Here is a 24,508-nt window from a genome sequence, read left to right as displayed (position 1 = left end):
AAGCGTACGGAAGCTGAGAGTGTAAATAGGGCCGACGGAAGCACTTTGACACAGCGCAAGGTCGGGGCTGCGAATTCCGACGGCGCTAGGATGACTTCCCATGCAAGGGAATGGCGAGGCGGACGCTGTCCGGCGCGCTGCCCGGCCGCACCGAGCCGCCGAAGCGCCGTACCAGGCCCTGCACGCCATCGTTGCGGGCCAGTGCGTCGCCGACCAGGGCGCCGGTACCCCGCGCGCGGAAATAGGCCACCAGCTTGCCGAACAGGATCGTGCCCAGGCCCAGTCCCTTCAGGTCGGAACGCACGACGACGGCAAACTCGGCGCTGTGGTTGTCCGGATCGGCCACCGCGCGCACCACGCCCAGCGTCTCGGCCATGCCGTCCGCACCGGGCCGGGTGGCGATGAAGGCCATCGCACGGTCGTAGTCGATCTGCGTCAGCCGTGCCAGCTGGGCCGGCGGCAGCTCGCGCAGCACGGTGAAGAAGCGCAGCCGCACATCGTCCTGGTCGAGCGCCGCGAAGAAGCGCACGTGGGCCGGCCCGTCCTCCGGCCGGATCGGCCGCAGCAGCAGCGGCGCGCCCTGCCATTGCACCGTTTCCTCCAGCGCCTGCGGATACGGGCGGATCGCCATCAGCGCTTCCGGCCGCGCCGGGCCCAGTTCGATGTGCGCCGCCGCCGCGCCGAGCTCGTCGTCGGCGCCTTCCAGCGGGTCCAGTTGCAGGGCGGCCACCTCGGCCAGGTCGGTGACCAGGTCCGCCACGCGCACCAGCATCCGGCACGCGGCGGCCGGGTCGGCGAGCAGCCCACCGGCCCGGCTGCGCCGCACGATGTCGCGCGCCAGCACCAGGTTCAGCGGCGGCAGGCCGGCCGCGCCATCGGGCACCAGCCGGCCGGCGGCGCCGCCCAGGCCGAAGTCCAGCACGGGACCGAAGACGGGATCGACGTGCATGGCAATGCGCAGCGGCGGCCCGCCATCGTTGCCGTCCTGCGGGGCCACGGAACCGATGCCATAGGCGGCCAGTACGGTGCGACACTCGTCCTCGCGCAGCCTGCCGCGGCCCTGCCGGCGCGCTGCCGCCACGATCGCCCGCGCCGCCGCGCGCTCCGCCTCGCCGGTGGCCGGCACCTGCGCCGGCACTTCGTTCAGCAGCGCCTGGTTGCGCTGGTACTGGACGATCTGGCGGAAGGCCCGCACCGCCTTTTCCGGCGTGTCATAGGTCGGCAGCCCGGCATCGGCAAAGACCGTGCGGGCCGCCTGCACGCCGTCGCCACCCAGCCAGCAGGACAGCACGGTGCGGGGCGCCGCGCGCACCAGCGGCGCCAACGCCTGCGCCACCGCGGTGCTGCCGGCGCTGGCGGTGGGCACGTGCACCAGCAGCAGCGCGTCCGCCCCTGGCTCGTCGAGCAGCGCCCGCACCGCCGCCACGTGGCGGTCCACGCCGGCACGCACGCCGATGTCGAGCGGGTTGGCCGGCTGCGCGCCCTCTTCCAGCAGCGGCTGCAGGGCGCGCACGGTGGCCGGCGACAGCGTGGCGAGCCGGCCGCCGGTCCACGCCAGCGCATCCGTGGCCAGCAGGCCCAGGCTGGTCGCGTTGCTGATCACGGCCAGCCGCTCGTGCTCGCCGGTGGCGGCGGCCGGCGTGCGCGCCCGCGCCACGGTCTGCACCGCGTCGAACAGGTCCGCCGACGAGTACACGCGCAGCATGCCGGCACGGCGGATGGCGGCGTCGATCACGCGCTCTTCCCGGTCCGTGCCGCGGCCCGATTTCAGTACCACCACCGGCTTGCCGCGGGCCGCCACGCGCGCCGCGGACAGGAACTTGCGCGCATTGCCGAAGCTTTCCAGGTGCAGCACGATGGCCTGGGTGTCCGCATCGCCGGCCAGGAAGTCGAGCAGGTCTGCCACGTCCACGTCGCCGCCGCCGCCCAGCGACACGACGCGCGAGAAGCCGATGTGCTGGCGGCCGGCCCAGTCCAGCAGGGCCGTCATCAGCATGCCCGACTGCGCCACGAAGGCGATCTGGCCAGCCCGGATGCCCGCCTGGGCACCCACGTGCGCGACGCTGGCATTGACGCCGGCGGCGGGGGCGATCAGGCCGGTGCCGCCGGGGCCGAGGATGCGCAGCAGGTGCGGGCGGGCCGCCTTCAGCAGCGCCGCATGCAGGCGTGCATCCCGTTCCGGCGACAGCGGCGTCAGAACGATGGCGGCGCGGGTGCCGCGGGCGCCCAGCTCCGCCACCAGGCCGGGCAGCGTGTCCGGCGGCGTGCACAGCACGGCCAGGTCCGGCGCGGCCGGCAGCGCGGCGATGCGGGCGTGGCAGGCGATGCCGCGCAGCGTGTCGTACTTCGGATTGACGGGCCACAGCGGGCCGGCAAAGCCGCTGGCGGCCATATTGTCCAGCACCGTCGTGCCCAGCCGGCCAGGGCGCTGCGAGGCACCGACGATGGCGATCGAGCGGGGCTCGAACAGGTATTCCAGGTTGCGGACGCTCATTCACGGTCTCCGGCCGCTACCAGCGCGCGAAATGCTGTTCCGTCACGCCGGCCAGTTGCGCCACCATGCGTTTCGGGGCATCGGACGTGGCGCGCACCCAGCCGGAATAGGTGCCGAACGGCTGCACATAACGGCTGGCGGCGATGCGCGCACTGCGCAGCCGGCGCTCCTCGCGGCGCGCCGCCTGCGGGGTGAACACCAGGTCCAGGCAATCGTCCTCGGTGAACAGGCGCCACGGCGCCATGGGATCCTGGTGATCGTGCAGGAAGCGCGCGGCGGCCAGCGGGTGCAGCGCGCCATCGAGCCACAGGGCGTTTTCATTGGCGCCGAAATAGCCGGTCCCCAGGTTGAAACCCAGGTCGCCATCGTGTGCCGAGGCCCAGCGCCAGGCCGTCTCGCGCGGCAGCAGGCCGTTCGAGTAATCGATGCTGGCAGTGCCGCCGGCCAGCGGATGCTCGCCGCGCCAGGTGCGCACTTCGCCCGACAATGCCAGGCAGCCCGACTTCTGCGTGGCATGCACGCCGCCGCCCGGCACCAGGCCCGCCGCCACCAGCGCCGGCGCCGCGGCCGGGCCGAACGCCGCATCCACTTCCAGCCACGGGCTGCGCAGCGCCAGGCCGTCCGGGCCCAGTTCGATCGTCACGCCGGCACGGGCGAAGCGGCTGATACCGAGTCCATCGTCGGCGAGCCGTCCCGACAGCCGGCCCGGCCAGCCATCCTGCGCGAAATTGGCCAGCATGTCGCCTTCCGTGCGCTCGAACGCCCAGGCAAAGCAGGTGGTGAACCAGCCCAGGTCCACCAGCGCCACCGCGCAGAACATCTCCGGCGCGGACAGCGCCACGTAATGCCAGCGCTTGTGATGCAGGAAGCGCCATGGTGCGCCATGCCGGTACGGCGGTGCCAGCCGGTGCCAGTCGCACCCCTGCAGGCTGCCGGCATGGCGGCCCAGCAGCGGCAGGCCGTCCGGTCCCACGATGCGGGGCGGGGCTGGCGGCAGCAGGGCCTGCGCGGCAGCAGGTCGGTCCGCCACGGGCAATACGGAGACTGGCGGCACGGTCAACTCGGCTCCTGAAGGTGATGTTGGGCTGCCCATTCTAGCGCCTGGCCAGCGTGTTGCCAGCCCCCATGCCGCCCGAATGAGGACGGGTGGATGCCATGCACGATTTGATGTCAAGCACATATTGCAGAAGTTACAAGTTTATGTCCCGCCTCGCCTCTGGTGCGCCTATACTCTTAGTATTTGCGTGATAGTCCAACCGGGAGCGGAGTATGAAAACAAGCCAAGAACAAGCACGCCTGCATGTCAGCCCCTTTGTATTCCTTCGCAAAGCCGCCCTGACTGGCCTCGCCGTCATTGCTGTTGCGGCCTGCGTACCGGCCAGCGCCGAGTTCTACACCATTACCACCCGCACCACCGGCACGAATGCAGGCTTCTTCCTTGACGGCCTTTTCCCGCAAGGCGAAATCAACGGCAACTTCAGCTACGAGCTCACCGTCACCAGCGCCTTCAGCAGCAACAACGTCACCTCGAGCATCGACCGTCACTGGATGCGTGCCAACGATGCCGCGCTGGACGTTGCCCTGAAGGTGGACAACCGGCTGTTCACCTTCAAGACGGTCGGCACGGTCAACTCCGTGATTCATACCGATACGGATGGCGATGGCCGCACCATCAAACGCTTCTACAACACCATCAGCTTCGACCCCGCCACGAAGGGCGACTACGCCACCATCGACCAGTACGTGTTCCTGGCGGCCGACCAGTTCGCGATCAATTCCGTGCTGGAGAACGCCACCGGCTATTACGCCGACCCGCTCACCAAGGGTTTCTCGATCTATAACTCGAACGTCAATCCGAACGGTACGCTCGACCCGATGGGCGACGCTGCCGGCCGCGCCAACACATTCGAATACAACCTGGTCGCGGTGCCGGAACCTACGACCTGGGGCATGCTGGGCGCTGGTCTGGCCGTGGTGGGCTTTGCGGGCCGCCGCCGGCGTCAGCCGGCCATGGCTGCCTGACGCGACGGCCCTACCCGGCCACCGCCGGGATGCGCTACACTGGCGGGCTCCCCTCACCACGCCCGCCCTACGCATCCTATGCGCCTGCTGCACACTTCGGACTGGCACCTGGGCCAGTCCCTGCACAACTTCGACCGCCACCACGAGCACCAGTGCTTCCTCGACTGGCTGCTGGACACCGTCGTGGCCGAACAGATCGATGCGCTCCTGATCGCCGGCGACGTGTTCGACAACGCCAATCCGTCCGCCGCTTCGCAGCGCCAGCTGTACCGCTTCCTGCAGCGCGCCAGAGCCGCCGTGCCGGGGCTGGACATCGTCGTCACCGCCGGCAACCACGATTCGCCAGGCCGCATCGAAGCGCCCGGCCCGCTGCTGGAAGCGCACGGCACGCGCGTGATCGGCCACGTCGAGCGGGAAGACGGCGGCGCGATCGATGTCGCGCGCATGGTCCTGCCCCTGACGAACCGCGACGGGAGCGTGGCCGCCTGGTGCCTGGCCGTGCCGTTCCTGCGTCCGGCGGACGTGCCGCGGCTGGTGGCAGAAGGCGTCGATCCCTATTTGGGCGGCATCGCGCAGCTGTATGCCGAAGCGCTGGCGCATGCGCAAGCCATTCGCGAACCGCACCAGGCGATCGTGGCGATGGGCCACTGCCACATGGTGGACGGCCAGATGTCGGCCGATTCGGAACGCCGCATCGTCATCGGCGGCACCGAGATGCTGCCGGCGGGGATGTTCGGCCCCGAGATCGCCTACGCCGCGCTGGGCCACCTGCACAAGGCCCAGCAGATCGGCCACCACGCCCATATCCGCTACAGCGGCAGTCCGCTGCCCCTGTCGTTTTCCGAAGTGCTGTACGAGCACCAGGTGCTGCGCATCGATCTCGATGGCGCGACCCTGCGCGACACGGTGGCCATTCCCGTGCCGCGCGCCGTGCATCTGCTGCGCGTGCCCACCCGTCCGGCGCCGCTGGCGCAGGTGCTGGACGAACTCGAGGCCCTCGACTTTCCGCCCGCCCCAGCGCAGGCGCAGCCCTACCTGGAAGTGCGCGTGCTGCTCGATGCGCCGGAACCGGGCCTGCGCGCGCGCATCGAGGCGGCGCTGGAAGGCAAGCATGTGCGGCTGGCCAAGATCGAAACCTCCAGCGGCCAGCGCGGCGCCACCTTCGATGACGCGGCCGTGTCGCTGGACCAGCTGGCGCAGCTGCAGCCGGCCGAGGTGTTCAGCCGCCTGTACCGCCAGAAATACGGCAGCGATGCGCCATCCGACCAGCTGGCCGCGTTTGCCGAGCTGCTGCTCGCGGAGGCACGATGAGGATCCTGCGCATCGGCGGCAGGAACCTGGCCTCGCTGGCGGACGAATTCTCGGTCGATTTCGGCAGCGAGCCGCTGGCCTCGGCCGGCCTGTTCGCCATCAGCGGCCCGACCGGCGCCGGCAAGAGCACGCTGCTCGATGCGCTGTGCCTGGCGCTGTACGACCGCACGCCGCGCCTCGTGCAGGCGGTCGGCAAGACGCCGGACGCCGGTGAGCACATCCAGTCGAACGACACCCGCAACCTGCTGCGCCGCGGCGCCGCCGAGGGCTACGCCGAAGTGGACTTCACGGGCGGCGACGGCACGAGCTATCGCGCGCGCTGGAGCGTGCGCCGCGCCCGCACGAAGGCCGCCGGCGCCCTGCAAGCGACGGCCATGTCGCTGCACCGCCTGCCGGACCTGCAGCCGGTCGGCGGCACCAAGACGGAGGTGAAGGGGGAAATCGAAACGCGCATCGGCCTGAACTTCGACCAGTTCACGCGCGCCGTGCTGCTGGCGCAGAACGAGTTCGCCACCTTCCTGAAGGCGCAGGACGACGAACGGGGCCTGCTGCTGGAGACGCTCACCGGCAGCACGATCTACAGCGAGCTGTCGCGCCGCGCGTTCGAACGGGCGCGCACGGAAGCGCAGGCGCTGCAGCAGATCCACGCGCGGCTGGCCGACCAGAAGCCCTTGTCAGGCGAGGAGCGCGCGCTGGCCGAACAGGGTGCGCACGCTGCCGATGCGGCGCTGGCCGCGCTGGAAGAACGCAAGGCTGCCGTGGAGACGGACCTGCGCTGGCACAGGCAAAGCAGCAAGCTGGTGGAAGGTGTAACGGCGGCGCAGGCCGCGTGGGGGGACAGCCGCGCCGCGCTGGAAGCGGCGTCGCCCCGGCGCGCCGCACTGGCCCGGCTCGATGCGGTGCAGGAGGCGCGCCCGCTGCACGACGAGGTGCAGCGCATCGCCCACGAGACCGCGCAGGTGCAGGCATCGCTAACGGAATGCGGCCAGGCTGCCGAGCGCGCGGCACTGGCCCAGCAAGCGGCGGCCACCGCACAGGAAGCCGCGGCCGCACGGCTGGCCGCGGCCGAAGCGGCGCAGCGCGATGCGGCGCCGCAGCTGGACCAGGCCAAGGCGCTGGACGCGCGCATCGGCACCCTGCAGCCGCAGCATGCGCAGGCGCGCGCGGCGCGCGATGCGGCGGTGGCGGCTTCGACCAAGGCGGCGGCAGCGCTGTCCGACAAGCGCAACGAGCGCCGGCAACTGGTCACCGCCCAGGAATACACGCATACCTGGCAGCTGGCGCACCGCCACTGGGCCGTGCTGGGCGAGCAGTGGCCGCGCTGGGAAGAGCTGTTCGCGCAGGCGGCGCGCGCCGATCACCAGGTACGCGGCATCGCCACCAGACTGGCCGATGCGCAGGCACGTGTCGCACGCCACCGCGACGAGGAAGGGGCAGCGCGCACCGGTCTCGATGCGGCGGCCGCCACGCTGGCCGCGGCCGAAACGGAACGAGCGGCTGCCACGCAGGCATTGGCCGCCTTCGACGTGGAGGCGCTGGGCGCACGCCGCACGGCACTCGATGCCCGCCGCACCGCGCTGCAGGAGGGCGCGCGGCTGTGGCAGGACCTGGCCGCGCAACGGGCACGCCGCGCCACCTTGCAGGCCGAGACTGCACAGCTGGAGGGCGCTCGCACGGCCGCGCAGGCACTGGCCGATGGCGCACAGCGCGATCACCTGGCCGGCAAGGCGGGCCTGGCGGCCGCGCAGCGCGCGCTGGCCGTTGCCGAAGCGGCGTGCGGCGCCAGCGTCGAGCAGCTGCGCGCCACCCTGCAGGACGACACGCCCTGCCCCGTCTGCGGCTCGGTCGAACACCCGTATCACGGCAACGACCGGCTGCGCGCCATGCTCGACGCGCTGCGCGGCCAGGTCGATGCGGCGCGCGGCGAGGTCGAGCGGCTGATCGGCATCGAAGCCACGCAGCGCGCGGTGGCCGCCGCCAGCGCCGTGCGCCTCGGGCAGGTGCGCACCGAATTGTCTGCACTCGATGGCACGATTGCCGCGCTCGCAGCACGCTGGCAGGCCGCGCTGGCCACCATCGACGGCGCTGCGCAGGTGCCGGCGCAGGTTGGCGATGAAGAACGCCATGCGTGGCTGGCCAGCCAGCTGGAAACCATCGGCGCCGAACTGCAGGAAGTCGCCCGCCAGGACAACGCGGCGCGCCAGGCGGCCACGCTGCGCGAGCACGCCCGGCAGGCCTGCGAACGGGCCGCCGCAGAACAGGCGCGCTGCCAGGCCGGCCTGTCCGCTGCCGGCACGGCGCTGGCGCTGGCACGCTCGCAGGCCGAAGCGCTGCAGGCGCAGCATGTCGACGCGGCCGACCACCTGGCGACGCTGCTGGCCGATCTCGATCCGGCCTTCACCGGCGGCGAGGTACCGCAGGAAGGCTGGAAGGACGCGTGGCGGCAGGATCCGGCGCACTTCCACGCGCTGCGCCAGGCCGAGAGCCGCCAGTGGCAAACCCAGCGCGACAGCGCCGCCGCGCGCACCACGGCCATCGCCGCACTGGACATCGAGCTGGCCGCCCTGCACGAAGGCCATACACGGATGGCAGCCGACGAGCAGGCCACCCGCACCGCTTTCGTGGCACTGGACGAAGCGCTGCAACTGGCGCGCACCCAGCTCCTCGCCTTGTGGAAGGGCGAGCCGGTCGCCGACGTGGAAACGCGGCTGCGTACCGCGCTTGATGGCGCACGCGTTGCACTGGCCGCTCAGCAGGCCGCCGGCCAGCAGGCCGCGCAGGAACGCACCCGCTGCGACGAGGCGCTGGCGCAGGGCCGCAAGCGGCTGGCGGACCTGGCGGCGGCCGCCGCGGCCGCCCACGCAAGATTGGCCGCCTGGCTGGCCGCGTTCCACCAGGCGCACGCCGAACCGGACCTGTTCGCGCCGGCCGTCGGCGTGGCGTCCCTCGACGAGCTGCTGGCCTTGCTGGCCCATCCGCCCGAGGCGATCCGCGCCGAACGGCAGGTCCTGCAGGCGCTGGACCAGGCCGTGGCGCAGGCACTGGCCGTGCTGCGCGAACGCGAAACGCAGCGCGACGCGCATCGGGCCTCGGCCCCGGCGGCGGATGGCGTGACGCTGGAAACGCTGCAGGCGACGCTGGACGCGCTGGCCCTCGAGCACCGTACCGCCCAGGACCACGCGTCCGCGCTGAAGGTGGCGCTGGCCCAGGACGACGAACGCCGCCGCCGCGCCAGCGCGATGCTGGACGAACTGGGACGGCAGGAAGCGGCCGAGCGGCGCTGGGCCAAGCTGGCGGACCTGATCGGCAGCTCGGAAGGCAAGAAGTTCCGCAACTACGCCCAGCAGTTCACGCTGGACGTGCTGCTCGGCTACGCCAATGCCCACCTGCGCCAGCTGGCGCCCCGCTACCAGCTGCTGCGCATCGACAATCCGCTGCAGCCGTCGCTCGGCCTGCTGGTGCGCGACCTGCACATGGGTGACGAGCAGCGGTCCGTCCATTCGCTCTCTGGCGGCGAGTCCTTCCTCGTCTCGCTGGCGCTGGCCCTGGGGCTGGCGTCGCTGTCGTCGAACCGGGTGCGCGTGGAGTCGCTGTTCATCGACGAAGGCTTCGGCAGCCTCGATGGCGAGACGCTGCGGGTGGCCATGGATGCGCTGGACAACCTGCAGGCCATGGGCCGCAAGGTGGGCGTCATCTCGCACGTGCAGGAGATGACGGAGCGGATCGCCACCCGCATCGTCGTGCAGCCCGGTCCAGGCGGCCGCAGCCACGTGTCGGTTTCCTGATACAGTCGGCCGGAAGCTGCCGTGCTGAATGCGGTGAGTGCGGTGATAAAATGCGATTTTACTGATTTGAGTCAAAACACGATGTTAAAAGCACCACGAACACTGACGTTCAAATGCGCCAACTGCGCCAAGGCCGTCAAAGTCAACGTCCAGAAAGTGTCCGCCTGTTCGCATATCACGCCCTATTCCGGCGTGTGCGCCTGCGGCGAAGTGAAGCTGCACGCCGTCGGCCAGCCTGACGCCGTGCAGGCCTACCTGGCCTCGAACGGCCTGTGGACGCACCATCACTGATCTCCTCAAGAAGTCGGCAGGTTTGCCGATGTAAGGGGATACCGCTCAAAGAGGCCATCCATGTCGTCGATTTCTACCCTCGGCACCCGCCACTACCAGAACACCGCCCTCGCCGGCTCCGGCTCGGGCCAGCAGACATCGAAATCGAACGCCACCACGCCGACGGACGCGGCGTCGAAGCTGAGCAGCAACGTGGCGCTGTCGTCCGGCGCCGTCGACCTGCAGAAGCGCGTCGATGCGCTCGGCAACGACACGGTCGACCTGGCGCAGAACCTCCTCGGCAGCTTTGCGCAGAAAATGTTCGGCGACGATGCCAGGGGCGCCACCATCGACTTCGACTCCGTCTCGCTGGAAGCGTCGTCGTCCGTTTCGGCCGGCCGGCTGCGTGCCGAAGGGTCCGATGGCGTGACGAGCGCCTCGGGCTTCAGCCTGAACGAGAGCTCGCACTTCCTCGGCAAGGGCACCATCACGATGGCCGACGGCAGCAAGTACGATTTCGAGATCGAGGTGCAGTACGAAGCCACGGCCAGCTATGCCGAATCGTCGACCGCGCCGAAGAGCGAGCGGGACAAGCTGATCGAGCAGAATCCGGCCATGCCGCTGCCCGCCATCGAGTTCCCCGATGTCGACTGGCCGGGCAGCCTGAGCGACCTGTTCAAGCTGATGGACAAGGGAGCCACCGGCGACGTGAAGGACGAGGCGACGGGCGACAAGCTGGGCACACTGTCGCTGCGGCTGCTGAACCTCGTCAGCAACACGCAGTCGCTGGACACCTTTGGCACCGGCAAGACGGGCGCGCAGGCCTATGCGGCCGAACTGGCGGCCGGCGGCGTCCGGCACGGCAAGGATGTAAAGGATGTAACGGATGTGAAGGACACGCCGGCGAGCGAGTCGCAGGCAGCGGCCGACAACGCGCCGATCAAGGTCAACGAGCCCCTCACCAATCCGGACCCGGCAGCCGATCCGGCCACGGTGAAGTCGGCCGGCGATATCCCGCTGACGATCTCCACCACGCCGGCCGCCGATCCCGCCGCCTGAAGTGGCGGGCCGCGGCCCGGTATAATGCCCCCCTCAGCGAAACCGCCGTGCAGGCGGTTTTTGCGTTTACATTGACTGGAATTATCATGCAAGAAGCCGGCACGCCCGCACAGATCCACTGGACCGAAGATGGAAAGCCGCGCTCGGCGCGCTGGCACTCCGAGGCCGGCATGCCGCCGCCCAAGCGCGTGCAGGTGGCGGACGACACGCTGAACGCCGATACCGCGTTCCGCCTGGCCAGCGAAGGGACCGCGCTGCTGTGGCGCGGCGACTTCCAGAATGCCCGCCAGCTGCTGGGCGCACTGGCCCGCCGCGTCGACGGCAAGCCGGAGAAGCGCAAGAAAAAGGCGGCTCCCGCCACGCCGACCGAAGCCTTCCACCTGCACCGCCAGGCCCAGTCGCAGCGCGCCCGCACGCTGGCCATGCTGCTGATTCCCTTCGAACCGGGCTACACGATTCCGCTGCGCCGCGCGCCGGACGTCAAGCTGGCCTGCAACGAAGCCTACGGCCGCGGCGACGACGACTTCGTCATTTCGCTGCGCGAACTGCTGGGCGTGATCGGCGCGCACGAATGGCGCCGCAACGGCGTCGAGATCCCGGTGCTGGGAGCGCGCGTGCATCCGCACTATGGCGTGTTCTCGCCGGTGCGCGGCGAGTACGTGCAGCTGGTGGCCGACCAGCCCCTGCCGCGCAAGACGGATGTGGCGTTCGAGATCGGCGCCGGTACCGGCGTGCTGGCCGCCGTGCTGGCACGCCGCGGCATCCCCCGCGTGATCGCCACCGAGACGGACCGCCGCGCGCTGTCCTGCGCCCGCGAGAACATCGGCCTGCTGGGCCTGAACGAGAAGGTGGAACTGCTGGAAGCGGACCTGTTCCCGCCCGGCCGCGCCCCGCTGGTCGTCTGCAACCCGCCGTGGGTACCGGCACGCCCCAGCTCCTCCGTCGAACACGCCGTCTACGATCCGGACAGCCGCATGCTGAAGGGTTTCCTGGGCGGCCTGAAGGCGCACCTGACGGAAGGCGGCGAAGGCTGGCTGATCCTCTCCGACCTGGCCGAGCACCTGGGACTGCGTCCCCGCGAGCAGCTGCTGGGCTGGATCGCCGACGCCGGCCTCGCCGTGCTGGGCCGCGAGGACGTACGCCCGGTGCACCCGAAGGCGGGCGATGCCACCGACCCGCTGCATGCGGCCCGTTCGGCCGAGGTCACGTCGCTATGGCGCCTGGGCGCGGCTTGATCGATACACGCTGGATCGGTGCACGCTGAATTGGTGCACTGAAAGTGTGCCCTTGCACGATCCGGCAGGAACCTATATAATTCTTGCCTCAGACGCGGGGTGGAGCAGTCTGGCAGCTCGTCGGGCTCATAACCCGAAGGTCACAGGTTCAAATCCTGTCCCCGCAACCAGATTCGGAAAAGCCGTCGATTCGCAAGGATCGGCGGTTTTTTTTCGTCGATGTCGCATCGCGACACGCGGCCGATTCACGCGGCCGTCACAGTTGGTCGCTAGGCTGGGTGACTCCTTACCGATGGAGTGACCGATGTCCGATTCCCCCGATTTCAAGGTTCGCCGCCGCCAGATTCTGCTGGGCGGGGCGCTGGCGTCCACCGGCGTGCTGACGGCATGCGGCGGCGACCATGACGATCCTGCCGTGCCCACGGTTCCCGCACCAGCGCCTGCACCTGCACCTGCGCCTGCTCCTGCGCCGCCCCCCGCCGCCATCTCCAGCTTCGGCCTGGTGGTGCTGCCCGACACGCAGTTCTACTCGCGCTACGCGACCGAGGAAACGGGCAACCAGTTCAACAAGCGCTATGGCAGCACGCCGTATGCAGCGCAGACGCAGTGGATCGCCGACAACGCCGCCGCATTCAAGATCCCGTTCGTCATCCACGTCGGCGACATCGTCGACCAGGTGAACAAGCCGCAGCAGTGGGAAGTGGCGGACAAGGCGATGAAGATCCTCGAGGACAAGGCAGTGCCCTACTCCGTCCTGGCCGGCAACCACGACGTGCTGGCCGATATCGGCTACGAGCCCGGCAACGCCACCGGCACGGACGCCACCCGCGACTTAACCGCCGAGCCGTACCTGAAGTGGTTCGGTGCCGCGCGCGCGCAGAAGATGCCGACCTACGGCGGACGCGACCCCAGCGGCTTCCACGAATTCCACGTGTTCCAGGCCGAGGGCCAGCGCTTCCTCGTGCTGTCGCTGTCCTGGCGCGTTTCGGATGCCGGCATCGCCTGGGCGCGCAACGTGCTGCGCACGCATCCCACGCTGCCGACGATCCTCGTCAACCACCAGCTGATCGCGATTGCCAACGACGGCGTGCAGCCCCTAGAAGTGGACTATGGCCTGATGCTGTGGGAGAAGCTGATCCGCGACCAGGACCAGATCTTCATGACCGTCAACGGCCACCACCATGGCGCGGCGCGGCTGACCAAGACCAACGACTTCGGCAATGCCGTCGAGGAGATGGTGGTCGACTACCAGATGGCCTACCAGGGCGGCAACGGCCTGCTGCGCTTCTACGAATTCGACCTCACCAACAACGAGATCCGCGCGCTGTCGTTCTCGCCGTGGGTGAAGCAGAAGCCGCAGGCCACGCTCAATGCGTTCGACCAGGTGATGCTGAAGGACGCCAACAACGAATTCACCGTCAAGATGAATTTTGCCAAGCGCTTCGCCCGCTTCGCGCCCGAATTCAAGGCCGCCGCGGCATCCGGCACCCCGGTGACCACCCCCATCACCACCGCCGTCACCACGCAGATCATGACCGGCTTCACGGGGACGCCCGCCGTGGCAGCCCGGCCGGCCGCCAATGCGGACGATTATCCGAAGGTGACCAACACCATCGCGCACTGGCGCTTCACGGGCGGCGCTGCCGGCACCGCGGTACCCGACCGCGCCGTGATCGCCGATGCGTCCACCAACGGCAACGTGCTGACGCGCGCCGCGCTCGATGCGCCGGCCGGCAATACCGCCCAGCTGGACGACCTGCAGTGGAGCAGCGACCACCACCGCCTGTCGGCTGCGCCGGGCAGCATCGCCTTCCGCAATGCGGCCGGCAAGCGCCTGAGCTACTTCCTCACCGATGCGGCGGCGGCCATGAACCGCGAGACCTTCGTGACGGGCTACACGGTCGAGGCATTCATCAAGCTGGACAAATCCTGGACCGCGGCCACCAATGCGTGGATGAACATCATGACGCGCGCGGGCCGCCGCGGCAATCTCGCCACGTGGACGGGCGGACTCCCGGAATCGCCGCCGCTGCAGTTCGCCATCTCCAACCTGCGCGAAGTGCAGTGGGAGGTGGTGCCGCAGCAGCCCACGCCGCAGTCGGCGCGCACCAACTGGTCCGGCGAGATCCTGCTCGACACGTGGCTGCACGTGGCCATCGTCAACGATCCGGCCACGCGCGAGACCACCATGTACGTGGAAGGCGCGCCGGTGCTGCGCAATGCCATCGACGGCGTGGGCCTGGCGTCGCTGAACCTGCCGTGGACGATCGGCGCCGGCTACTGGGACGGCGGGCCGCCGGGCAGCGGCTTCCTCGGCGCGATCGGCGAGATCCGCATCGTCGCCAGGCCGCTGCTGCCGGCGCAGTGGCTGACGGCCCGGGCCAGCTGATGTAAAACCGGCGGCGGGTCCCTTCCCCGCTGCCGGGACGCGATGCTACACTCGCCGTTTCCCTTGCAATGAAGGAGCCGCGCGTGCCGGACCAGACCGATCAATTTGCCGACTCGCCCGAGCAGCCGTCGCGCCGCCGCCTGCTTGGTGCCGCCGGCGCGGCCGTTGCCGCGGGCGCCGTCGGCGTGATGCCCGCCGTTGCCGAATCGGCAGCGCCCCCGTCGAAGGCGGTGAAAGGATCGCTCGACGCGAAGCTGAAGGCGCACGTGCAGAACGTGGTCGTCATCTACCTGGAAAACCGCAGCTTCAACAACCTGTTCGCCAATTTCCCCGGCGTGGCCGCGCCGCTGTCGGACGTGCCGGCCGAACGCTATCAGCAGCGCGACTACGATGGCAGCGTGCTGCCGGAACTGCCGAAGGTGTGGGGCGGCATCATGGCCGCGCCGCAGGAGATCGCCGGCAAGCGCTACCAGCTGGGCGAGAACGACGTGACGGGCCTGCCGAATGCGCCGTTCGAGCTGAAGGACCTGCAGGGCAAGCCGCTGCCGGAGTCCATCATCACGCGCGACCTGTGGCACCGCTTCTACCAGAACCAGATGCAGATCAACGGCGGCAGGAACGACGGCTTCGTCGCCTGGACCGATGCCGGCGGCCTGGTGATGGGCCGCTACGGCCAGACGCAGAAGAACCTGGGCCTGTGGCAGGTGGCACGCGAGTTCACGCTGTGCGACAACTTCTTCATGGCGGCCTTCGGCGGCTCCTACCTGAACCACCAGTTCCTGATCTCCGGGCGCACGCCGGAATACTTCAACGCGAAGGACACGGCCGCGAAGAAGCGCATCGCCGTGCTGGCCGATGGCCCGACCGGGACGCGGCTGGCCCTCGCGCCGGACAGCCCGAAGTCGGCGCTGGAGGGCCGCGCCAGGTTCGTCGCCGACGGCGCCATCACGCCGGACGGCTACGCGGTGAACACGATGTCGCCGCCGTACCAGCCCAGCTACGGCCGCGCCGCGCCGGGCGGCGACCCGCGCTATGCCGATCCCGACGATGCCTACGTGCTGCCGCCGCAGACGTACGACACGATCGGCGACCTGTTGTCGCGCAAGGGCGTGAGCTGGGCGTGGTATGGCGGCGCCTGGCAGGCCGCGCTGGACGACCTGGGCGGCGGCTCGAAGCCGAACTTCCAGACGCACCACCAGCCGTTCAACTACTTCAAAAGCTTCGAGCCGGGCAGCGCCGCGCGGGAGCAGCACCTGCGCGACGGCGGGCTGGGCGACAGTCCCATCTCCAACAAGTTCATCGCCGCCGCGGTGGCCGGCAAGCTGCCTGCCGTGAGCTTCTACAAACCGCAGGGGAACCTGAACCTGCACGCCGGCTACTCGGACATCGAATCGGGCGACCAGCACATCGTGAACGTGCTGGAACACCTGAAGCATTCGCCGCAGTGGAACAACATGGTGGTGGTCGTCACGTTCGACGAGAACGGCGGCTGGTGGGACCACGTGGCGCCGCCACAGGGCGACCGCTGGGGCCCGGGCTCGCGCATTCCGGCCATCGTCATCTCGCCGTTCGCGAAGAAGGGCAATGTCGACCACACGTTCTACGACACCACGTCGATCCTGCGCTTCATCACGCGCCGCTTCGACCTGCCGCTGCTGGAAGGCCTGGCGCTGCGCAACCAGGCCTTCGCCGACCGCCACGCCACCCCGCCCGGCGACCTCACCGCCACGCTCGCCTTCCGCTGACCCGTCCCCGGCCCAACAGCCGAGCTCGTGTCACCCTGTGGGGTCAGGCGTAGTGACACGAGCTGAACATTAGGCACGTATCTCGTTGAATCTTCTGGCTTTAGCGGGTCAAAGGCTGAGCCCGTGTCACTACGCCTGACCCCAGGGAGGGACACGAGCTGGGCTGTAGCGAGGCTCACGGCCGCGGGCTCGATGTGGTACAATGCGCGCCGCTTCAATGCAAAGCCCGACTGATTAGCCGGGCTTTTGTTTTTGCACTGTACCGATGAGAGACAAAAAAGATAACGCCACGTTCGACCTGCCCGGCTTCGGTCCCGCCGAGCCGCTGGCGCCGGAGCCGAAGGTGCCGCCACCGCCGCGCCCCCGCCGCGCCGCGCTGAAGCAGGAGCAGATGGAACTGCTGGCGCCGACCGATGCCAGCGGCCTGCCCGTCTGGCAGCGCGACGAACAGCTCGACGTGACCGGCCTGCCGGTGTGGCAGCGCGATGACGGTCGGCACTGAACCGGAACCGAACCTGCGCCGGCACTGAACCAGCATCGTCACGCCATCAACGTGTCCGTATCAACCCGCCAGCGCACTGCGGTGCGCTCCTGTTAGACTGAAATTTCCTAAGCCACCGCGCGCCCGCCATGACCTCCTTCGCCACCCTGCCCCTGCCCGACGCCGTCCTCGCCAATCTCGAAACGCTCGGCTATCACACGATGACGCCGATCCAGGAACAGAGCCTGCCGCCCGTGCTGGAAGGCCGCGACCTGATCGCCCAGGCGCAGACCGGCAGCGGCAAGACGGCGGCCTTCGGCATCGGCGTGCTGCAGAACGTGAACCCGGCGTGGTTCGCCACGCAGGCGCTGGTGATGTGCCCCACGCGCGAGCTGGCCGACCAGGTCGCGAACGAACTGCGCCGCCTGGCCCGCGCCATCGCCAACATCAAGATCCTGGTGCTGACGGGCGGCTCGCCGATGCGCCCGCAGATCGCCTCGCTGGAGCATGGCGCGCACATCGTCGTCGGCACGCCGGGCCGCATCCGCGACCACCTGTCGCGCCAGACGCTCGACCTGGGCCAGATCCGCACGCTGGTGCTGGACGAAGCGGACCGCATGACCGACATGGGCTTCTACGACGACATCGCCGCGATCGTGAAGGAGTGCCCGAAACGCCGCCAGACGCTGCTGTTCTCGGCCACGTATCCGGACGATATCCGCTTCGCGACGGAAGCCTTCCTGGCCGATCCGGTGGAAGTCGTGATCGAGGCGCAGCACACCCGCTCGACGATCGAACAGCGCTTCTACGAAGTGGGCTTCGCCAACCGCGACGAGACGGTGGCGCGCCTGCTGCGCCACTACCAGCCGGCATCGGCCATCATCTTCTGCAACACCAAGGTGCATTGCCGCGAGCTGGTCGACACGCTGCGCGCGCAGGGCTTCTCGGCGCTGGCGCTGTACGGCGAGCTGGAACAGCGCGAACGCGACGAGATCCTGGTGCTGTTCGCCAACCGCAGCTGCCAGATCCTCGTCGCCACCGACGTGGCCGCGCGCGGTCTCGACATCACCGACCTGGAAGCCGTGATCAATGCGGACGTGTCGCGCGATACCGAAGTGCACGTGCACCGCATCGGCCGCACCGGCCGTGCCGGTGGCAGCGGCCTGTCGCTGACCCTGTGCGCACCGAACGAGAAGAAGTGGGTCAAGCTGATCGAGGAATACCAGAACACGCCCGCCGAATGGCATCCGCTGTCCGAACTGGATGCGGACGACAGCGGCCATGGCAACCCGGCGCCGATGCTCACGCTCCTGATCTCGGGCGGCAAGAAGGACAAGCTGCGTCCCGGCGACGTGCTGGGCGCGCTGACGGGCGACGCCGGCCTGGCCAAGGAACACGTGGGCAAGATCAACGTGACCGAGTTCCAGACCTACGTGGCGATCGACCGCCGCGTGGCCTACGAAGCGGCGGACAAGCTGTCCGACGCCAGCAAGCTGGGCCAGGACTTCGGCAGCTTCAAGGGCCGCAATTTCAAGATGCGGTTCATTGAACTGTAAGCGCGAACTATCAGCGTGAACAATCAGCGCGAACCGTAAAGCGCGAGTCTGAAGAACTAGCGGCGCTGCCCCATCCTCGGCAGCAGCGCCGCGAAGATGCCGAGCAGCGGCAGGAACGAGGCGATGCGGTAGACGTATTCGATGCCGCGGATGTCGGCCAGATGGCCCATCGCGGCGGCGCCGATGCCGCTGACACCGAACATCAGTCCGAAGAAGATCCCCGCGATCATGCCCACCTTGCCGGGCACCAGCTCCTGCGCGAACACCACGATCGCCGAGAACGCGGACGACATCACCAGCCCGATCACCACCGTCAGCACGGCCGTCCACGTCAGGTCCATGTAGGGCAGCGCCAGCGTGAACGGCGCGGCGCCCAGGATCGACACCCAGATCACGCGCTTGCGGCCGATGCGGTCGCCGATCGGGCCGCCGGCAAACGTGCCCGCCGCCACGGCGGCCAGGAACAGGAACAGGTACATCTGCGCCGTGTCGACCGACACATGGAACTTCTCGATCAGGTAGAACGTGTAGTAGCTCGACAGGCTGGCCATGTAGATGTATTTCGAGAACACGAGTACCGCCAGCACACCCAGCGCGCGGATCACCTGGGCGCGCGGCAGCGGCGACACGTGCTGTGCGGCGGCCTTGCGCACGGCATTGGCCAGGTGGCTGCCATACCAGCGGCTCACGCTCACCAGCACGATCACGGCCACCAGCACCAGCAGCATGAACCAGGCGATCTTGCCCTGGCCCCGCCCCACGATGATCGCCGCTGCCAGCAACGGGCCCAGGGCCGACCCCACATTGCCGCCGACCTGGAACAGCGACTGCGCGAAGCCGAAGCGCCCGCCCGAGGCCAGCCGCGCCACGCGCGAGGCCTCCGGGTGGAATGTCGACGACCCCACGCCGATCATGCCGGCCGCCACCAGCAGCATCGGGAAGCTGTGCGCCAGCGCCAGCAGGCCCACGCCGCACAGTGTCACGCACATCCCCACCGGCAGCAGGAAGGGCAAGGGACGCTTGTCCGTGTACAGCCCGATCCACGGCTGCAGCAGCGAGGCGGTGCACTGGAATGTCAGCGTGATCAGGCCAACCTGGGTGAAGCTCAGCGCGAACTGCGCCTTGAGCAGCGGATAGATCGACGGCAGCACGGCCTGCACGCAGTCGTTCAGCAGGTGCACGAAGGCGACGGAAAGCAGGATCTGCAGGACGGTGCCCTGCTGGACGGCACCGGCGGCGGTGGACGCGGTGTTGGTGGCCGCGTTGGTGTTCACGGTGATGGTCATGGCGAGGATGAAAGTGCGAAGCCGTCCAGTGTATGATGTTCGGCCCGCACGCTTCTTCCATTTTTCGTCGCCCAAGTGACACTTTCGCCTTCTTCCCGATACCGGCCGCGCCTGCAGTCGCTGCCGCGCAGCGTGACCGCCGTGCCGTCCGAGGCGCAGCACGGCGAGCAGATCGTGCCGCACTGCCATCCGTGGGCCCAGCTGCTGTATGCCAGCGAAGGCGTGATCCGCGTGCGCACGGACCTGGGCGTGTGGATCATCCCGCCGCGCCGCGCGCTGCTGATCGCGCCCGGCATCGTGCACGAGGTAACGATGCTGTCGCGCGTGAACATGCGCGCGCTGTACATCGACGCGGCCGTCATCGGCACGCTCGTCGCTGGCTGCCGCGTGCTGGAAGTGAGCCCGCTGCTGCGCGAGCTGATCGTGGCGCTGTCGGCCGAGCCGCTCGAATATCCCGTGCCGGGCCGCGGCGAACAGCTGGCGCAGCTGATCCTGTCCGAGCTGGCGGCGATGGAGACGGTGCCCATCGCCGTGCCGTGGCCGCGCGACCGCCGCCTGCAGGCGCTGTGCACGGCCATCATGGAACAGCCGGGCAGCCGCCAGCCGCTGGAGGACCGCGCGCTGGACGCTGGCGCCAGTGCCCGCACGCTGATCCGCCTGTTCCCGAAGGAGACCGGCCTGCCCTACCGCCAGTGGGTGCAGCAGGTGCACCTGGCGCACGCGTTCGCGATGCTGGCACGCGGCGACAGCGTGGGCACGATCGCCCGCGCGCTCGGCTACGCCAGCCCCAGCGCGTTCACCAGCATGTTCCGGCGGCTGCTGGGCAGGACGCCGCAGCATTACCTGACCGAGTGGCGTGGGCACAAGTAGGGCGCCGGCCGGATAGAAGGACGGGGCCTTCTTTGAAAGTACTGGGGCGCGAAGACCGTGCGCATGCGCCAGGCCGTAGGTGATGGTGCCTTCGTAGCCCGCAGTACCCTGCCGTGCGGCGTTCGCAAACGCAGCGGCCGCGGTGCGTCGAAACTAGGCCTTCTGTCGCACGGTCGTCGGGAAGCCCGGCGCCTTGCGATGATGCGTGGCCTGCTCGAACGCGTACGCCATGCCGATCAGCGCCGCCTCGCTGTACGCGCCGCCAACGAACGACAGCCCGATCGGCAGCCCCTGCACGTACCCGGCTGGCACCGTCACGTGCGGGTAGCCGGCCACCGCAGCGGGCGACGAGAAGCTGCCGCCGTAGTGGTCGCCGTTGATGAAGTCCGTCAGCCACGCCGGGCCGCCGGTGGGTGCCACCAGTGCATCGAGGCTGAATTCCTTCATCACCTTGTCGATGCCCTCTTCGCGCGCGTAGCGGCGGTTGTTCGCCAGCGCGTCCTGGTAGGCGCGACTGTCGAGGCCCGCCTTGGCCTGGCTGCTTTCCAGGTGCTCCTGGCCGAAGTGGCGCAGCTCCGTGGCCGCGTGCTTGCGGTTGAAGGCAATCACGTCCGCCATGTTGGCCACCGGCGCATCGGGCGCGTAGTGCTGCAGGTAGTCTGCCAGGCCGGGCTTGAACTCGTACAGCAGCACTTCCGTTTCGGTGTCGCCGTACTTGTCGATGTTCGGCACCTCGACATCGACCAGCGTGGCGCCCTGCGCCTGCAGCACCAGCAGGGCCCTGGCAATGGCCGCGTCGATGTCGTCGGACAGGCCGAAGAAATTGCGCGCCACGCCGAGACGCTTGCCGCGCAGCGCATTGAGGTCGAGGGCCTTCGCGTAATCGGCCGGCCGGGCGTTGGCGGTGGCGGGATCGAGCGGATCGGCGCCCGCCAGCGCGGCCAGCAGCAGCGCCGCGTCGGTCACGCTGCGCGCCATCGGGCCGGCCGTGTCCTGCGACGCGGCGATGGGAATGATGCCGCTGCGGCTGACGAGCCCCACGGTCGGCTTGATGCCGACAAGGCCGCAGATCGATGCCGGCGACACGATCGACCCATCCGTCTCCGTGCCCACCGCGATGGTGGCCAGGCTGGCCGCGATCGCCGCGCCCGAGCCGGAGCTGGAGCCGCTGGTGTTGCGGTCCAGCGCGTAGGGATTGCGCGTGAGGCCGCCGCGGCCGCTCCAGCCGCTGACGGAATGCGTCGAGCGCATGTTCGCCCATTCGGACAGGTTGGTCTTGCCGAGGATGACGGCGCCGGCCTGGCGCAGCAGCGCCGCGATGTGCGCATCGCGTTTGGCGCGCACGCCATCGAGGGCCAGCGAACCGGCCGAGGTGCTCATGCGGTCGGCCGTGGCGATATTGTCCTTCAACAGCACGGGGATGCCATGCAAAGGACCGCGCACCTTGCCGGCCTGGCGTTCGCGATCGAGCTCCTGGGCGATCTTCAGCGCTTCCGGGTTGAGTTCGATGATGGCGTTCAGGCGCGGACCGGCCTTGTCGATCTTGGCGATGCGGGCGAGGTAGCGCGACGTCAGCGCGTGCGAAGTCAGCTTGTTGGCCGCCATCAGCGCCTGCTGGCGCTCCACGCCCGCTTCCAGGAGGCTTTCCGGCGCCGCGATCCCGTCCACCACCTTCGCCGCCGTCACCTTCGCTGCAGCGGCCGCGCCGCCGATCGCCAGTCCCACCCGTACAAAATCCCTGCGGTCCATCGAGCCCTCGTACACAGTTGAAAACGTGCAGCATAGCAGCGCCGCCCTGCCCGCAGGAAAAGAATAAATAGTCCCCGTTCGCATACTGCCGAGCTCGTATCACACCATGGGGGTGGAGCAGGGTTTCACGGAGCGCCGCTCCGCGCCTGCGAAACGGTGGGCTCTTGCAAGAGCCCACGCCTCTCGGGCGTAGGCCATGGCACAGTGCCTGCCCCCATGTGACACGAGCTGAGCAGTACGGGCGAAAAAAAACGCTGCGAGGGCAGCGTTTTTTGCAAAGCGGCGATGCGCGATCAGTTACGGATGACGCGCTTGTATTCGTTGGTGCGGGTGTCGATTTCGATCGCATCGTCCTGGCTCACGAACAGGGGCACCTGCACGATGTGCTGCTTCGATTCGATGGCGTTTTCGATGCGGGCTTCCTTCAGCACGTTACCCGAGGTATTGCCCTTGACGGCCGGCTCCGAGTACACGATCTGGCGCACGATGGTGGTCGGCAGTTCGACGGAGATGGCCTTGCCGTCGTAGAAGACCGCTTCGCATTCCATGCCGTCCTTCAGGTAGTTCAGCGCGTCGCCCAGGTTTTCTTCTTCGATTTCGTACTGGTTGTATTCTTCATCCATGAAGACATACAGCGGATCGGCGAAGTAGGAGTAGGTGACCGGCTTCTTGTCCAGCACGACCACGTCGAACTTGTCGTCGCCGCGGAACACGTTTTCCAGCGGCGCGTTCGTCAGAAGATTCTTCATCTTCCATTTGTAGGTGAAGCCCGTGCGGCTCGAACCGTTGACGTCGGAGCGCAGCACGATGAAGGGCTTGGCGTCAACCATGATGATGTTGCCAACACGAATTTCTTTTGCGGGTTTCATAAGAGAGGGTACCTACTAAAAATGGGTTTCACTAACCGCTCATCATATCATGTCTTGCCAGCGGCGCCTACCGCGCGGCGCCGGCAAATGCGAGCAGATGCGTGGCCAGATCGCCATGGTCCAGCATTTGTTTTTGCCAGCGGTGCGTATTAATGGCAATAGCGTCCAGATTGTCATGGAGGTTTTGCCATGCCGATGTCCAGTCATTATCGTCAACCGCCGTGACACCGTTCCATTGCAGCGTGAATTCGGCCAGTGCCGGTAAATCGGCGGCATATCGCCCGATAAATGCGCGCAGTTTTTGATGGTGCAGGTTTTCTTCCTGCGGATAAATATGCCAGACGAATGGACGATCGGCCCATTGCGCCCGCACGAAGGAATCCTCGCCGCGCACGACATTCAGGTCGCAGGCCCACAGCAGGCGGTCATAATCGGGCTGGGGCACGAACGGCAGCACCCGCACCGTCAGCGCACCCTGCGTGCGGACCGCTCCGGCAACGGGCTCGGCACCGAGGAACGACCGCACCGCATCCTTCGCCACCCCCTCCGGCACCAGGCACAGCACCGGTTGCGCGCCGCGCCGCCACGCATCGAAGAGCCCGGCCACCGGCGCGTGCGGATAGCAGAACAGCGACACCTTGAAGGTGCCCTGCTCCGCCGCCGTGACGCCGAGCCCGGCCAGGAAAGACGCCTGCGCTGCCGGGTCGGCCTGGAACGCCTGGCGCGCCGCGATCAGTCCCGCTTCGCGCAGCAGGCCACCGGTCTTTTCGGTAAAACCGGGGAAGAAGAAATGCTTGGTCAGCGGCAGGCGCGGATGCATCGACGGCAGCGTGTGGCAGCCTTCCACCCACTCTTCCGCCGTCAGGCCTTCCAGGTTCAGCCATACCGGCTTCGGCGCGCGCTGGGCCATTGCCGTGACATAGCCGGGCGGGATGTCGACAGCGAAGAATTCGATGACGATATCGGCCACCTCTTCCGCATGGAAGATGCCTTCCTGGTCGCGCCAGTGCCGCACCTCGACACCGTCCACATGCTGCGTGCCGGCCTGCGGATCCACCTGCGGGCAGATGCGCCGGAAACTGGCCAGGTCGTCGACCCACAAGGTGACGGCGATGCAGTGCTCCAGCACCAGCTGACGCGCCAGCCGCCAGCAGATGCCGATGTCGCCATAGTTGTCGACCACCTTGCAGAACAGCGCCAGCGTTTTCGGATCGGCCATAAGCTAAAAAAATGCGCTGGAATGAAAAAGCCGCGCTGCCAACAGCGCAGAAGTGAAAAAGCCGCGCTGGCAACAGCGCGGCTCCGAATGGTTGGCGTCCCCACGGGGATTCGAACCCCGGTACTCACCGTGAAAGGGTGATGTCCTAGGCCTCTAGACGATGGGGAC

General features: G+C 68.6%; 17 protein-coding genes and 2 tRNA genes. 12 read left to right on the top strand and 7 right to left on the bottom strand.

What is annotated here, in order from left to right:
* Nucleotides 1-85 precede the first annotated feature (85 nt).
* Nucleotides 86-2,494, bottom strand: coding sequence for a bifunctional acetate--CoA ligase family protein/GNAT family N-acetyltransferase (locus IP91_RS20015; protein ID WP_145651256.1), 2,409 nt, complete (start codon nucleotides 2,492-2,494; stop codon nucleotides 86-88).
* Between the two features lie 16 nt (nucleotides 2,495-2,510).
* Nucleotides 2,511-3,548 (bottom strand): DUF2804 family protein, encoded by a 1,038-nt coding sequence (locus tag IP91_RS20010; protein WP_229474765.1) that lies wholly within the window; start codon nucleotides 3,546-3,548, stop codon nucleotides 2,511-2,513.
* A 215-nt stretch (nucleotides 3,549-3,763) separates the two neighbouring features.
* Here IP91_RS20010 and IP91_RS26505 point away from each other — a divergent pair, with 215 nt between their 5' ends.
* The 11 genes from IP91_RS26505 to dbpA all read left to right on the top strand — a co-directional run bounded on the left by IP91_RS26505 (nucleotide 3,764) and on the right by dbpA (nucleotide 18,347).
* Nucleotides 3,764-4,516: a PEP-CTERM sorting domain-containing protein gene (locus tag IP91_RS26505; RefSeq protein WP_229474722.1), complete on the top strand. Its 753-nt coding sequence runs from the start codon at nucleotides 3,764-3,766 to the stop codon at nucleotides 4,514-4,516.
* 78 nt (nucleotides 4,517-4,594) lie between these two features.
* A complete protein-coding gene (locus IP91_RS20000; protein ID WP_145651252.1) occupies nucleotides 4,595-5,827 on the top strand; it encodes an exonuclease SbcCD subunit D C-terminal domain-containing protein in 1,233 nt (410 codons plus the stop codon).
* A complete protein-coding gene (locus IP91_RS19995; RefSeq protein WP_145651250.1) occupies nucleotides 5,824-9,612 on the top strand; it encodes an AAA family ATPase in 3,789 nt (1,262 codons plus the stop codon). Before IP91_RS20000 ends, IP91_RS19995 begins: the two co-directional genes overlap by 4 nt.
* Nucleotides 9,613-9,693: 81 nt before the next feature.
* Complete coding sequence (locus tag IP91_RS19990; protein WP_145651562.1) at nucleotides 9,694-9,903, top strand: hypothetical protein; 210 nt, start codon at nucleotides 9,694-9,696, stop codon at nucleotides 9,901-9,903.
* Nucleotides 9,904-9,963: 60 nt separating this feature from the next.
* The gene (locus tag IP91_RS19985) at nucleotides 9,964-10,941 is read left to right on the top strand and encodes a hypothetical protein (protein WP_145651248.1); all 978 of its coding nucleotides are present in this window, start codon (nucleotides 9,964-9,966) and stop codon (nucleotides 10,939-10,941) included.
* An 86-nt stretch (nucleotides 10,942-11,027) separates the two neighbouring features.
* Nucleotides 11,028-12,176: a methyltransferase gene (locus IP91_RS19980; RefSeq protein WP_145651246.1), complete on the top strand. Its 1,149-nt coding sequence runs from the start codon at nucleotides 11,028-11,030 to the stop codon at nucleotides 12,174-12,176.
* Nucleotides 12,177-12,269: 93 nt separating this feature from the next.
* Nucleotides 12,270-12,346, top strand: a tRNA-Met gene (locus IP91_RS19975).
* 134 nt (nucleotides 12,347-12,480) lie between these two features.
* A complete protein-coding gene (locus IP91_RS19970; protein WP_145651244.1) occupies nucleotides 12,481-14,565 on the top strand; it encodes a LamG-like jellyroll fold domain-containing protein in 2,085 nt (694 codons plus the stop codon).
* 68 nt (nucleotides 14,566-14,633) lie between these two features.
* Complete coding sequence (locus IP91_RS19965) at nucleotides 14,634-16,310, top strand: acid phosphatase (RefSeq protein ID WP_145651241.1); 1,677 nt, start codon at nucleotides 14,634-14,636, stop codon at nucleotides 16,308-16,310.
* A 265-nt stretch (nucleotides 16,311-16,575) separates the two neighbouring features.
* On the top strand, nucleotides 16,576-16,812 hold the full coding sequence (locus IP91_RS19960) for a hypothetical protein (protein ID WP_145651239.1): 237 nt from the start codon (nucleotides 16,576-16,578) through the stop codon (nucleotides 16,810-16,812).
* 128 nt (nucleotides 16,813-16,940) lie between these two features.
* Complete coding sequence (gene dbpA / locus IP91_RS19955) at nucleotides 16,941-18,347, top strand: ATP-dependent RNA helicase DbpA (RefSeq protein ID WP_145651237.1); 1,407 nt, start codon at nucleotides 16,941-16,943, stop codon at nucleotides 18,345-18,347.
* A gap of 56 nt (nucleotides 18,348-18,403) precedes the next feature.
* On the opposite strand, the gene IP91_RS19950 is transcribed toward dbpA, so the two are convergent.
* A complete protein-coding gene (locus IP91_RS19950; protein WP_145651235.1) occupies nucleotides 18,404-19,633 on the bottom strand; it encodes an MFS transporter in 1,230 nt (409 codons plus the stop codon).
* Between the two features lie 75 nt (nucleotides 19,634-19,708).
* Between IP91_RS19950 and IP91_RS19945 the strand changes: the two genes are divergently transcribed.
* Nucleotides 19,709-20,503, top strand: coding sequence for an AraC family transcriptional regulator (locus tag IP91_RS19945; protein ID WP_145651233.1), 795 nt, complete (start codon nucleotides 19,709-19,711; stop codon nucleotides 20,501-20,503).
* A 153-nt stretch (nucleotides 20,504-20,656) separates the two neighbouring features.
* On the opposite strand, the gene IP91_RS19940 is transcribed toward IP91_RS19945, so the two are convergent.
* From IP91_RS19940 to IP91_RS19925, 4 genes are all read right to left on the bottom strand, one after another.
* A complete protein-coding gene (locus tag IP91_RS19940; RefSeq protein ID WP_145651231.1) occupies nucleotides 20,657-22,252 on the bottom strand; it encodes an amidase in 1,596 nt (531 codons plus the stop codon).
* A 293-nt stretch (nucleotides 22,253-22,545) separates the two neighbouring features.
* A complete protein-coding gene (locus IP91_RS19935) occupies nucleotides 22,546-23,121 on the bottom strand; it encodes an elongation factor P (protein ID WP_145651229.1) in 576 nt (191 codons plus the stop codon).
* A gap of 67 nt (nucleotides 23,122-23,188) precedes the next feature.
* Nucleotides 23,189-24,340 (bottom strand): elongation factor P maturation arginine rhamnosyltransferase EarP, encoded by a 1,152-nt coding sequence (earP, locus tag IP91_RS19930; RefSeq protein WP_145651227.1) that lies wholly within the window; start codon nucleotides 24,338-24,340, stop codon nucleotides 23,189-23,191.
* Nucleotides 24,341-24,432: 92 nt separating this feature from the next.
* Nucleotides 24,433-24,508: transfer RNA gene (locus tag IP91_RS19925), tRNA-Glu, on the bottom strand.

The organism is Pseudoduganella lurida (assembly GCF_007830455.1).
Classification (GTDB): domain Bacteria; phylum Pseudomonadota; class Gammaproteobacteria; order Burkholderiales; family Burkholderiaceae_D; genus Rugamonas; species Rugamonas lurida.
This window is presented reverse-complemented; position numbering and strand designations above follow the sequence as displayed.

Excerpts from the sequence above, each read along its gene's own strand:
- IP91_RS20000 (WP_145651252.1), top strand. The coding sequence starts at position 4,595 with ATGCGCCTGCTGCACACTTCGGACTGGCACCTGGGCCAGTCCCTGCAC.
- dbpA (WP_145651237.1), top strand. The coding sequence starts at position 16,941 with ATGACCTCCTTCGCCACCCTGCCCCTGCCCGACGCCGTCCTCGCCAAT.
- IP91_RS19985 (WP_145651248.1), top strand. The coding sequence starts at position 9,964 with ATGTCGTCGATTTCTACCCTCGGCACCCGCCACTACCAGAACACCGCC.
- IP91_RS19970 (WP_145651244.1), top strand. The coding sequence starts at position 12,481 with ATGTCCGATTCCCCCGATTTCAAGGTTCGCCGCCGCCAGATTCTGCTG.
- IP91_RS19990 (WP_145651562.1), top strand. The coding sequence starts at position 9,694 with ATGTTAAAAGCACCACGAACACTGACGTTCAAATGCGCCAACTGCGCC.
- IP91_RS19935 (WP_145651229.1), bottom strand. The coding sequence starts at position 23,121 with ATGAAACCCGCAAAAGAAATTCGTGTTGGCAACATCATCATGGTTGAC.
- IP91_RS19940 (WP_145651231.1), bottom strand. The coding sequence starts at position 22,252 with ATGGACCGCAGGGATTTTGTACGGGTGGGACTGGCGATCGGCGGCGCG.
- IP91_RS20015 (WP_145651256.1), bottom strand. The coding sequence starts at position 2,494 with ATGAGCGTCCGCAACCTGGAATACCTGTTCGAGCCCCGCTCGATCGCC.
- earP (WP_145651227.1), bottom strand. The coding sequence starts at position 24,340 with ATGGCCGATCCGAAAACGCTGGCGCTGTTCTGCAAGGTGGTCGACAAC.
- IP91_RS19995 (WP_145651250.1), top strand. The coding sequence starts at position 5,824 with ATGAGGATCCTGCGCATCGGCGGCAGGAACCTGGCCTCGCTGGCGGAC.
- IP91_RS19980 (WP_145651246.1), top strand. The coding sequence starts at position 11,028 with ATGCAAGAAGCCGGCACGCCCGCACAGATCCACTGGACCGAAGATGGA.
- IP91_RS19950 (WP_145651235.1), bottom strand. The coding sequence starts at position 19,633 with ATGACCATCACCGTGAACACCAACGCGGCCACCAACACCGCGTCCACC.
- IP91_RS19960 (WP_145651239.1), top strand. The coding sequence starts at position 16,576 with ATGAGAGACAAAAAAGATAACGCCACGTTCGACCTGCCCGGCTTCGGT.
- IP91_RS26505 (WP_229474722.1), top strand. The coding sequence starts at position 3,764 with ATGAAAACAAGCCAAGAACAAGCACGCCTGCATGTCAGCCCCTTTGTA.
- IP91_RS19965 (WP_145651241.1), top strand. The coding sequence starts at position 14,634 with ATGAAGGAGCCGCGCGTGCCGGACCAGACCGATCAATTTGCCGACTCG.